The 11,009-nt window shown below is 32.9% G+C and carries 12 protein-coding genes; all 12 read right to left on the bottom strand.

Annotation, left to right across the window (positions count from 1 at the left end; all coding sequences use genetic code 11):
* Positions 1-65: 65 nt before the first annotated feature.
* Complete coding sequence (locus BW929_RS10015; protein WP_076545349.1) at positions 66-716, bottom strand: Spy/CpxP family protein refolding chaperone; 651 nt, start codon at positions 714-716, stop codon at positions 66-68.
* Positions 717-810: 94 nt separating this feature from the next.
* Complete coding sequence (locus BW929_RS10020) at positions 811-1,209, bottom strand: DUF2177 family protein (RefSeq protein ID WP_076545350.1); 399 nt, start codon at positions 1,207-1,209, stop codon at positions 811-813.
* Positions 1,210-1,213: 4 nt separating this feature from the next.
* Positions 1,214-2,338, bottom strand: coding sequence for a CBS domain-containing protein (locus BW929_RS10025; protein ID WP_233493861.1), 1,125 nt, complete (start codon positions 2,336-2,338; stop codon positions 1,214-1,216).
* 22 nt (positions 2,339-2,360) lie between these two features.
* Positions 2,361-4,001, bottom strand: coding sequence for a glycoside hydrolase family 10-like protein (locus BW929_RS10030; protein ID WP_076545352.1), 1,641 nt, complete (start codon positions 3,999-4,001; stop codon positions 2,361-2,363).
* The gene (locus BW929_RS10035) at positions 3,994-5,271 is read right to left on the bottom strand and encodes an ABC transporter substrate-binding protein (protein ID WP_076545353.1); all 1,278 of its coding nucleotides are present in this window, start codon (positions 5,269-5,271) and stop codon (positions 3,994-3,996) included. Before BW929_RS10035 ends, BW929_RS10030 begins: the two co-directional genes overlap by 8 nt.
* A gap of 161 nt (positions 5,272-5,432) precedes the next feature.
* Positions 5,433-6,326, bottom strand: coding sequence for a YegS/Rv2252/BmrU family lipid kinase (locus tag BW929_RS10040; protein WP_076545354.1), 894 nt, complete (start codon positions 6,324-6,326; stop codon positions 5,433-5,435).
* Positions 6,327-6,386: 60 nt separating this feature from the next.
* Positions 6,387-7,529, bottom strand: a complete 1,143-nt coding sequence (locus BW929_RS10045) for a DUF4097 family beta strand repeat-containing protein (protein ID WP_076545355.1) — start codon at positions 7,527-7,529, stop codon at positions 6,387-6,389.
* A 12-nt stretch (positions 7,530-7,541) separates the two neighbouring features.
* Complete coding sequence (locus tag BW929_RS10050; protein WP_076545356.1) at positions 7,542-7,973, bottom strand: hypothetical protein; 432 nt, start codon at positions 7,971-7,973, stop codon at positions 7,542-7,544.
* Between the two features lie 20 nt (positions 7,974-7,993).
* A complete protein-coding gene (locus BW929_RS10055; protein ID WP_076545357.1) occupies positions 7,994-8,302 on the bottom strand; it encodes an ABC transporter permease in 309 nt (102 codons plus the stop codon).
* Complete coding sequence (locus tag BW929_RS10060) at positions 8,299-9,000, bottom strand: ABC transporter ATP-binding protein (protein ID WP_076545358.1); 702 nt, start codon at positions 8,998-9,000, stop codon at positions 8,299-8,301. Before BW929_RS10060 ends, BW929_RS10055 begins: the two co-directional genes overlap by 4 nt.
* Positions 8,993-9,370: a GntR family transcriptional regulator gene (locus BW929_RS10065; RefSeq protein WP_076545359.1), complete on the bottom strand. Its 378-nt coding sequence runs from the start codon at positions 9,368-9,370 to the stop codon at positions 8,993-8,995. Before BW929_RS10065 ends, BW929_RS10060 begins: the two co-directional genes overlap by 8 nt.
* A 437-nt stretch (positions 9,371-9,807) precedes the next feature.
* On the bottom strand, positions 9,808-10,941 hold the full coding sequence (locus BW929_RS10070) for an aldo/keto reductase (protein ID WP_076545360.1): 1,134 nt from the start codon (positions 10,939-10,941) through the stop codon (positions 9,808-9,810).
* Between the last annotated feature and the right edge of the window lie 68 nt (positions 10,942-11,009).

An 11,009-nucleotide genomic window follows, 5' to 3' on the forward strand; every position in this document is an offset into this window, starting at 1 on the left:
TTTAAAGGCCGGGATTATAACCCCGGCCTTTTTTGTTCTTTAATTAATTATTTGATTTTTTTAACTTAATGACACCAGCCAGCTCCATAACCAAATTCTCTTCCATTATAAGCTCCGGGAGTACCAAAACTGTCATACCTGCCGCCCATAAAAGCTCCTCCCATCATACCACCCATCATACCATAATGAAAATCATCAAAATCTGAATAGCCATTTCTGCCATAATTCATTCGAAATCCAGGGCCAAAATCATTATTAAAACGATTCTGGAAACGCTCTTCATAATTTAAACGATTTTCTTCAATCAAGTTAAGCTGTTCTTCTGTTAAAACAGATTCTATTTTTTCCTGATTATTAATTCTTTTTTCATCCAGCTGAGTCAACACTTTTTCAATCTGATCTTCTGTTTTACCAATCTCAGCATTAGAAGCACCTCTAAATTCTAGATCCCTAAGTTGACGATTTAAGTCTCTTAATTGATCTCTTAATTCTTCAGTATCATTATAAAATTCATTTCTTAAATCAGCAATTTGATTAATCTGTTCATCACTTAAGTCAATTCTATTATAACCTACTCCAACATCGTCTCTATCTCTATTATAAAAAGATTGACCTCCAGGACCCATTTTTGACTGAGCACCATGGGCAAAAATTGCACCTGTAAAACCTGTCATTACAAAGACCAGCACCAGTAAAACTGTAAATATTTTTTTCATATTTCATTCACTCCTTAATAGTTATTAGATGATTTTCTTAACTTCTGACTTAATTATAGGAGTAAATTATGAAGGAAATATGAATTTAAAAAAATTATTTAAAATAATTAATAACTAGATAGCTTAAATAAGAAGTAAAACCTCCTAAGAAACTGCCCCAGATTAAATCTATAATTGTTATCATTAAGGGCCAGTCTTTAATTGTTGCTAAATTAGTCAAATCGTAAGTTGAATAAGTTATTAAACCAAAAAACATACCGGCAAATAAAGCATACTGCCAGCTGGAAATAGCAAGTGCTCTGTTGAGGACAAAGAAAACCAGACCAGCTGTAAAGAGCAGATAAAAAATCAGAGCAGCAACCATATTAAAGTTTTCCTTCATTAAAAATCCAAGTTGATTACGATAAAGATTCCTGGCCACTGCACCCAGCCAGATAAAATCAATGACAAGAAAAATAATAAATGTTATTAGATAATTTTTAAAATAAATCATCAAATTACTCCTTTTTTTCGATATTTTCTAGCTGTCTTACTCTGAGACCTGTCATCACATCCGAACGAGTAATAATACCTCTCAGTTCTTCTCCGTCCATTACCAGAAGTCGGCCAATATCTTTTTGGAAAAGCAGTTTGAAAGCTTCATAAAGTTCATCATTCTCACTTACACAGTGCAATTCCTTATTCATTATAGTCTGCACCGGGGTATTATGATATTCATCCTGTGGAATTTTTTGAGCATCTTCCATAGTAACAATACCAACAACCTGGTCATCTCTCAAAACAGGAAATCCCGAATGCTTATCATTAAACATTTTTTCAATTAAACGATGCACACTCATATTTGCCGGTACAGTCTTAACTTCTTCAGTCATTAAGTCTTTAACTTTAAGATCAGAAAGAGCACTTTTAATATTGCTAAACTGGTGTTCCTGAGAAGCACCAATATAAATAAAAAAGGCAATAAATATTAGGAGAAAGTTACCACTCATAAAACCTAAAATACCAAACATCAGGGCAAATCCTTTGCCAAATTTAGAAGCAATCTCAGTTGCTCTTCTAAATGATGTTCTTTGAGCAATAAATGCCCGCAGAATTCTTCCACCATCAGATGGAAAAGCAGGTAACAGATTAAAAATCCCCAAAAATATATTTAACTGACCGGTATATAAAACTATTAACCTTAAATCTTCTAAAATAAAATCTGGAGCATAGCTGCCTGAAAAAATAAAAATTAGACCAAGCAGCAGACTGGTAAGTGGTCCACTGGCTGCAATTTTCATTTCATCTTTTGGATCCTTAGATATCTCCTCAATATTAGCCAGCCCACCAAAAAGCATTAAAGTAATATCAGTAGTTTCCACATCTTTAGTTCTGGCTACAAGCGAATGAGCCAGCTCATGAATTAAAATACTGATAAAAAGCATTACAGCCATTATAAAACCTAGTAAATAAGGATTTAAAATTAACTGTCTTCTGGCAATATCGGTGTTTTCAGTCAGATAAATTATGTTACTGCCAAAAGCCCAGGCAAAAAAGGGGAGGATTATTAATAAACTAATGTGAATTTTAACAGGTATTCCAAACAGATGGCCAACAGTAAAAGAACTTTTCAATTTTATCACCCCTGCCTAAAAATTTGAGATTTTAATATAAGTTTATAATATCTTTTAAATAGTTAAAATCCTTTTCCAGCACTCCTGTTACTTTTTCAGAAAGATTAAGATTATTTTTTTCGACATAATCTAAAAAATTAAAGTCTGCTTTTGTAGCTTTACTGCAAATTTGATTGAGAAAAGTCCTTATCTTTATTAAATCATCGGTTTCAATTGCTTCTGCTTCTTTTATAATATTTAACCTTTTCAAGATAAAATCCTGCATTTTAGCCAAAGATTCTCTTTTATTTTTATCGGGTAATAATGCTGGAACAGAAAAAACTCCCTGAGCCAGTCTCTGATAATCTCCTTCTGTTAAATGAGCTGCTGCAAATAAAGAAACACCGTTAGGATTGATCTGATTAATCTCCTCTATTTGAGCAATTAACTGTTCTGAGCTCAACTTAAAAACTGAAACACCGGCATATAATGGCTTTTTAATCTGACTGCGATCTTCTTTAATCCAACTTCTGAGCTCAGAAAATAAATTTTCTGTATAGGTCATTGGTAAAACAAAATCTAAGTAATCATTTTTAAGCCAGAGAGACCAGTTCTGTAAAGCTCGATAACGTGCTTCTTCTCTTCCCGGAATTACATCAGCAGAAATCTTTAAATTTGGATCAATTAATCTTAATTGTTTAGTGGTTTCTTTTACCATTTGAGTAATTAAATCTTCTCTGTACTGATTCCAGATAGAAAATTCTGCACTACCACTTTTAATTGTAAAAGGATCAAGTCCGGTTTTTTCTTTAAATTTTTCAACACTAATTTGATCATAACCAAAACTACCTCGATATTCCTCTGGAAAACGAATATAATCCAGATTAATTCCATCAATATTATAATTTTTTACCAGATAAGCATATCTCTTTTGCAAAAATTCTCTAACATCTTCTCTTGCAGGTGAAAGCCAGGTAGAATTATGATAACTTACTACCTCTCCTTCTTTATTTTTATTAGCCCAATCCGGATTATTTTCTAATATCCGTCCTGGTTTTCCAGCTGTGTTTTCATTAAAAACCCAGACCCAGGGATGAACTTCCATATTTCTTGCTGCTGCTTCTTCGATTAAAACTTTTAGTGGATCTTCCTTCCAATTTTTAAAACGCGGATCCTGAAAAAATAATTCATTATCAGCAATTACAGACATTCCCTTATAAAATGTTTCCGGAAAAATGACATTAAAATTAGCCTTCTGAGCCTGATTGAGAAGTTTCTGAACCCCTGATCGGCCGCCGGTTTTAGCAAAAGTACCACTATCCAACCAGAATCCACGCAGCTGCACAGGCTTTGATTCCGTAGTTTTTAAAAGAAGCTGATTTGAAAATCTAATTATTATTTTAGATATTCTATCGACTTCAAAATCATTATTATTTTTGTATGCCTGCTGCAGCTGCTGATAATACGCATCGATTTTTTTGAGCTCATCATCAATTTCAGATTGGTAAAATATTTTGAAATCAGATTTAGCTCTATTCATTTTTTTATCCAGGTTATTTAAAGATCTTTCTGCAGCTCGAATTTTCAACAGAGAACTGCGATAAACTTCTGGTTTAAAATAAGCTGCTGAATTAAGAGAATAAACAAGTATAATTATCAATACCAAAAAAATAAAATTCAATTTTTTAATCATTTAAATTCTCCTCTGTTAAAATCTGATTCCATTTAGTTTCCATAATATTAAGAGCCTCTCTGGCAGAAATTTTACCGGCAAAAGCCCGGGCAAATTGTTCATTCATTACTTTAAGTAGTTCAGCTGCATCAGGATGCATAAGGGTTAAATCCTGATTCCTAAATAACTGCTTTCGTAAAATTATTTGAGCTTCATTTTCTAAAGATATATCCCCTGCTTTATCTCTTATTTTTTCCTGAAGTAGTTCCAGATCTTCTTCTGGAATAACAGCAGATGGTAATACTGAAGCCTGGGTCGAAAATTTTAACTGTGATTTGAGAGAAGTAATAAACTGAGCAAATTTAGCTGCTTCAATTTTATTTTCAGAAGCCTTAGGAATAACCAGATTCATTAAAGCAGCATTGATTACCCCCTCACCAGCCGGGGGAATTACTGCCGGTTTTGTTACATCATTTAGGTATTTAGAGTCATTTGCTATTTCTTTTAAAAATTGAGGTGCTGTAAATAAAATTGCCAGTTCATTATTCTTATAACGTTCGAGAGCAATATTAAAACCCGAACTTAGTGTATCAGCGGGAATTACTCCTTTTTTTCTGAGCTGTTGATATTTTAAAATTATTTTTTCTGCTTTTTGATTATTAAAAGCAGCCTTAAGCTGTCCATTATCTTCCTTAAACAACTCAATTCCGGCCTCAATAAATTCCTGCTCAATTTTGATCTGGGGCATCAGACCATAAACCCCTGTTTTCTTAGTTATAGTTTCTGCAAGTTGAAATAACTGATTTTGATCTTCAATTAACTGGTTAGGATTAAGACCTGCAATTTTAAAAATTTCCTGATTAAATACCATCAATTTTGAACTAAGATACCAGGGAAAAGCATAGTAAGCTCCCTGATAATAACCATTTTCCCAGAGTCGGGGATAATAATACTGGCTGTAATCTTGCTTTAAACTTGATACCGGGAACAAAAGATTATCCTCAAGCAGAGAAGCCATTAGCTGTGGTGAGAGATTAACCAGATCAGGAACTTCTCCTGCTGCCAGTTGGTGGCGTAATTTCTGATTAATAGTGGAAAAATTAACGTCCTCCCATTTAATTTTAAGTCCCGGGTTTTGGGTTTCAAATTCTTTTATTTTGGTTACAAAATAGTCATCAAATTTGGGGCTTAGATTAATTGTCCAGAATTCGATTTCTTTTTCTGCTGCTGCAGTTGCTGCTGAAAAAAAGAAAGTTATTAATAATATAGAAAGTAAAATCTTTTTTATCATCTTCAATCTCCTTTGACTTAAATATTTTAGCTGCTCATAATTAGCTTAAATGGCAAAAACCTCTCTATATAACGAGAGAGGCTCTTACCTGGCAGCAGGGCAAATTTATTAGCTTAATATATAATTAGCGATTTAAATCACTTTTCCTGCATTATAATTGCTTAAGCTGTGAAAACTTTTTGAGCAGCTGGAATCAGTTCAATTTCTAAGGGAAAAGCAGGACCTTTCTCTCCATCAATATCACAGTGCTCATCTCTACTGCTGTTTTTTAGTGTAATTTTAAAATAATTATCCTGAAGATAAATTAAATTCTTATTTTTAATCTCTTTACCATTAAATAAATCAGCTGCTGCTGTACTCAATTTTAAAATATTGCCAGTTTTGACTGCTAAGAGATCAAATAAACCATCATCTATCGAAGCCAGTTTGGCTATATTTTTAAAGCCCCCAGCATCTTTGCTGTTAAAAATAAAAAAACCCAGAAATTCTCCCTCAATTTTTTCCCTTGAAGTTTCAATTTCAAGCTGCATTGACTTGATATTAGGAAGCTCTTTTAACCCCTGCAAATAATAGGCAACTTTTCCCAGTCTATTTTTCATTTCAGTTTCTGTGCCGTGAGCAATCTGAGAAATAATACCTCCCACACAAACATTTAAAAAATATCTTTTATTAACCCGACCAACATCAATTTCTTTAATTTTCCAGTCCAGAATTCTTTTAATACTGTTTTCAATATTCTGGGTCATTCCCAGAAAAGAAGCAAAGTCATTGGCAGTCCCTGCCGGAATAATTCCCAACGGAAGATCAATCTGCTCTTTCTGCATTAAATCAACCATTTCGCTGGCAGATCCATCTCCACCTGCAACAATTATAGCTTCATAACTCTGATCAATATTTTCCAGACCTTTTTTAAAATCTCCTGGTTCCATACTTCTATAAATATCTACTCTAAATCCAGCAGCCTGAAACAGCTTTAAAAACTGATCTAAATAAGAATTAAAAGTTCTATCTCCTGCTGCTGGGTTATAAATTAATTTCACTTTTTTATTTAGCACTTCAATCAACTCCTATCAGGCAATTTAATTATATCATAAACTGCCTGCTAAGAACAAAAGCTATTTAATTAATATATCTCCATATTCGGAACTAATAGATATATTGTGTTCCGCTCTGCTTCCTCGGTAAACCAATTCCTTCTTATTTTCATAATTTACTCCTCCCAGATCAGCTGCTATATTACCATATTCAACTTTGAGATCATAATTATATAATTCGTAATCTTTAAGCCTTTCAATTGTACAGTCAGCATACTGTAATTCAAAATCTAGATCAGAGATATTTTTTAATCTTAAATCTCCATATTCAATATCTGCAGTTATTTTACCACTGATATTTTCAAAGCTAAAGCCAGTATAACGGCTGTTAATGTCGATATTTTTAGCTTCACTTATTTCGGCTCCTCCATAACGACTATTTATTATTAGATCAGAAGCTAAATTCTGAATTCTATTAAAACCATAAGCACTTTCTAGTTTAAACTCTCCTTCTATATTTCTAACTGTATTTTCTGTATAGGCTGATTCTAAATTTAAACTTGAAGCAAGATTAGTAATTCTGGCCTCACCATAGTCTAAATCAACTTCCACTCTACCGGAAATATTATCAATATTTGTACTTCCATAACGATTACTGGCTTCTAATGCAGCATCTAAACTTGAAACATCTAGGGCCCCATACTTATTTCTTAAATCTGTCATTAAATTTTCTGGAATACTAATTCTATAATCAATTTCTACCACATTAATCAAGTCAGGAGTAGAAGTCTGACTCTTATTAAGGGCTATCTCCAGTTTATCTCCCCGAAGATTATAAATTACTTCTAAATCTTTGATAAACTCCTCTGCAGCTTCTTTATCTTCAGCATGAACCTTGAGTGTATAATCAATATTTATTTCTTGATTTTGAGTTCCCGTTAAATCAATACTACCAAAATCGTTTTTTAAATAAAAAGTTCTAACTTCTTTATTTTCATTCAAAAAGTTGTAATCAAGAACCAGACTGCCATCTTTTTCTGCCTTTATACTATCACTATCAAAGCTATTCTGGAAAAAAGTCCCTTCCGTTTTAATTAAATCTTCTATTGATTCAGTAATAAAACCCTGAAATAAATGATTGTCAGATCTTACATATTTAATATCAGCAATCATCACCAGCGTTAAAATTATTAAAAGATAAGTTACAAATTTTTTTCTGCTCATTTTTTCCTCCTTTTAAACATCGACATCAGAAGCAAGCAAACGTGAATTTAAGAAAAAGAGGCCCACCATCATCAAAACAATTACTATAAATGGTGCTGAACCAATATATATTGTAGATTCACTGACTCCAGCAGGACTTTCTGTAAAAATTGTTATAGGTAGATCAGGCAACCAGTTAAAGAGATAGTTTAAAAATCCCCCAATTCTTAAAATGAGATAATGACTTAAAATAAAAACCAGAATACTAATTAAAAGCCTGAAACGATTAAAAAATGTAGCCACCAGATAGGAAAACTGAGTTATTAAATAAATCTGAATCCCACTTATTAGATAGGTTATATAAGCTAAAACAAGAAATTCTTTAAAAACTTCTCTTCCCAGTGTTTCCGGAATTTGACGAAATACTCCTGCTAAAAATCCCTGATGAAAATAAATATTGACCAAAATCAGAGCCCCACTCAAAATTAAATAATAACTAAAAGCAGGAAAAACTTGGCAAAATTAATTTCGTATCCTTTACGGGGCAAAATTTTCAATAAATAAATTGTATTATTCCCCCACTCACTTCGATAAGAGTTATAGGCCAAAAAAAGCATTATCATTGGTAAGAAAAATAATGGAATAAAGCCAAGTCCAAAACTCAAACCATGAGGCCAGTTTTCACTTCTACTAATTAAAAACCATTCCCAGACTGTTATAATCAAAGTAGAAACAATAATTAATATATTCAACTGTCTAAACTCTTTTTTAATTAAGGAAATTAGGCTTTTCATTCAAATACCTCCCCGATTAATTCTCTGATAGATTTACCTTTTTCTGCTCTTAAATCATCAGCATTAGCTGACAGCAGTAGTTTTCCATTTTCAATAAAAATTACATGATCCAGATACCTTTCTGCCTCTATTATTTCATGAGTGGCAAGTATTATTGACTGATTATCGCTATCAAATTCTCCAATTAAAGTTTCTAAAATTCTCTCCCTGGAAGCTGGATCAATTCCGGCCAGAGGTTCATCTAAAATAATGACTGCTGCACTGCGGCTTAAAACTAAAACAAGCTTTAATCTAGCAACCATCCCTTTAGAAAGATTATTTATCTTCTGATCAAGTTTTAAATTCATAAAATTTAGCAGTTCTTCAGCCTTCTTAGGAGAAAAATCGCTGTACTGTTCTTCGTGAAATCTAATCATTTCAGAAATTGTCATCCACTTATAAAGATGATTAATCTCCGGTAAAAAAGCAATATCCTGCATCAAATGCTGATATTTATTTTTTCTATTAATTTTTATCTGACCACTGTCTTTAACAATTAAACCAGAGATTATTTTAAGCAGAGTTGATTTCCCACTTCCATTGGGACCTACAATTCCAGTGATCATTCCAGCTGGAATATTTAAATCAATTCCTTTAAGAGCTTCAACTCCGGGAAACTTCTTTTTTACTCCACTAATTTCTATTATATTTTCACTCATCTTGATCCCTCCTCTTTAAATTTCTATTTATTTTTTCCAGAATATCATCTTTTTTAAATCCAAGCGAAATCATCTCATCTATAAATTCTTTAACAGCTGTGTCTGCCATATCTTTTTTGATTTCTATCATTACCTGATCATCATCCTTTATAAAAGTACCTCTTCCCCTTTTAGTTTCAACAAGTCCCCGCTGTTCCATTTCCCTATATGCTCTCTGGACAGTGTTGGGATTAACTTCAATTTTTTTGGCCAATTTCCGCTGTGAGGGTAATTTTTCTCCCGGTCTTAGTTCTCCTCTAACCAGCTCTTTTTTTATTTCCTCTATAACCTGTTCGTAAATCGGATAGGCTGCATCGAAATTAATATCCATCTCTTACCTCCTTTCAGTCGAATTTGATAGTGCACTAGTTAACTGGTACACTCATAGTATAATCTTATTAAATTGATTTGTCAAGTGATTTTTTGTAATTTTTTAGACAAAAAAATTCCGAGAAAAATAAAATCTCCCCGGAGCAGAAAATTCTTATTCAATTTCAGCAGAATTGCTATAGCCTCTTGATTCCCCTGAATCCTCTGCATATGTTGCTGGCTGCAGAATAATACTGAGAACTAAAAATAACACTAAAAAAGTAAAAAATTTCTCATAATTTACCCTCCTTATTAGTCACAATTCTCTTTCTTTAATTATAACTCTTTTATTAGATAAAAGAAACCCGATAGAATATTATTCTACCGGGTTAATAACAATTTAGCTTTATAATTTGATTAAAGCTAACTTAGATTATATCTAATTTATTTTTTATTCATTTAAGCAATCTCCGCAAAATAACTGTCAACTTCTTTTAATAAATCAATTATATCAAGATTCTGAGGACACTGGGGTTCACACTGTCCACATTCAACACAATTACTCGCTCTGGCTGTTTCATCCATTTTAAAGTATTCTTCAGCCATTTTTTCTCCCTTATCCATTAATTTAGCCTGATTAAATTTAAAGAAGTTTTCTGGAATATTAACTTCTTCCGGACAGGGAAGACAGTATTCACAGCGGGTACAGGTAATTGGTCCTCTCATTTCTTCAGCTGCTTTTTCCATCATTTTAAATTCAGAATCACTCAATAAACCTACTTCTGATTCAGAAGCTGTTGCTAGATTTTCTTTTAACTGCTGCATATTACTCATTCCACTCAGAACAACTCCCGGTTCTTTTTGGCTCCATATCCAGTGTAGAGCCCATTCCACAGGAGTTCTTTCTTTATTTTCTGATTCAAATAAATCTTTTGCAGCTACCGGTGGTTCCTGAGCCAGCCAACCGCCGCGAATTGGTTCCATAATCACTACTGCTGTGCCCTGGTCATAAGCCTTTTTGAGTCCAGCCATTCCTGCCTGATATTCTGTATCCAGATAATTATATTGAATCTGACAGAAATCCCAGTCATGACCTTCTATAATTTCATCGAAGACATCATGGTTATCATGGAAAGAAAATCCAAGATATTCAATCTTACCTTCTTCTTTTTTTCTCTTACCCCATTCAATAATATCCAGGTCTTTAATTTTCTGCCAGCGTTCTGCATTTAAGGCATGTAAGAGATAGAAATCAATCTTTTCTACCTGAAGTTTTTCCAGCTGCTTATCTAAATATTTATCCAGATCAGCTTTCTCCTCAACTTCCCAGATTGGCAATTTTGTTGCCAGATAAGTTTTTTCTCTATAACCGTCTTTTAAAGCTTTTCCGACAACAATCTCACTTTCTCCCTGGTGATAGGGCCAGGCTGTATCAACATAATTAACACCATTATCAATTGCATAACGAATCATTTTAATTGCTTCTTCTTCATCAATATTGGAAGAATCATCTCCAATGATCGGCATCCTCATTGCCCCAAAACCAAGAGCAGAAACTTCTACATCAAGTTTACCCATCTTTCTGTACTGCATTTTTTTACCCCCAATTAATTAAATTCAATTTAATAACTTTTTTTACCTCTTTAATTAATATTCAAGAT

The organism is Halanaerobium kushneri, from assembly GCF_900156285.1.
GTDB classification, from domain to species: domain Bacteria; phylum Bacillota; class Halanaerobiia; order Halanaerobiales; family Halanaerobiaceae; genus Halanaerobium; species Halanaerobium kushneri.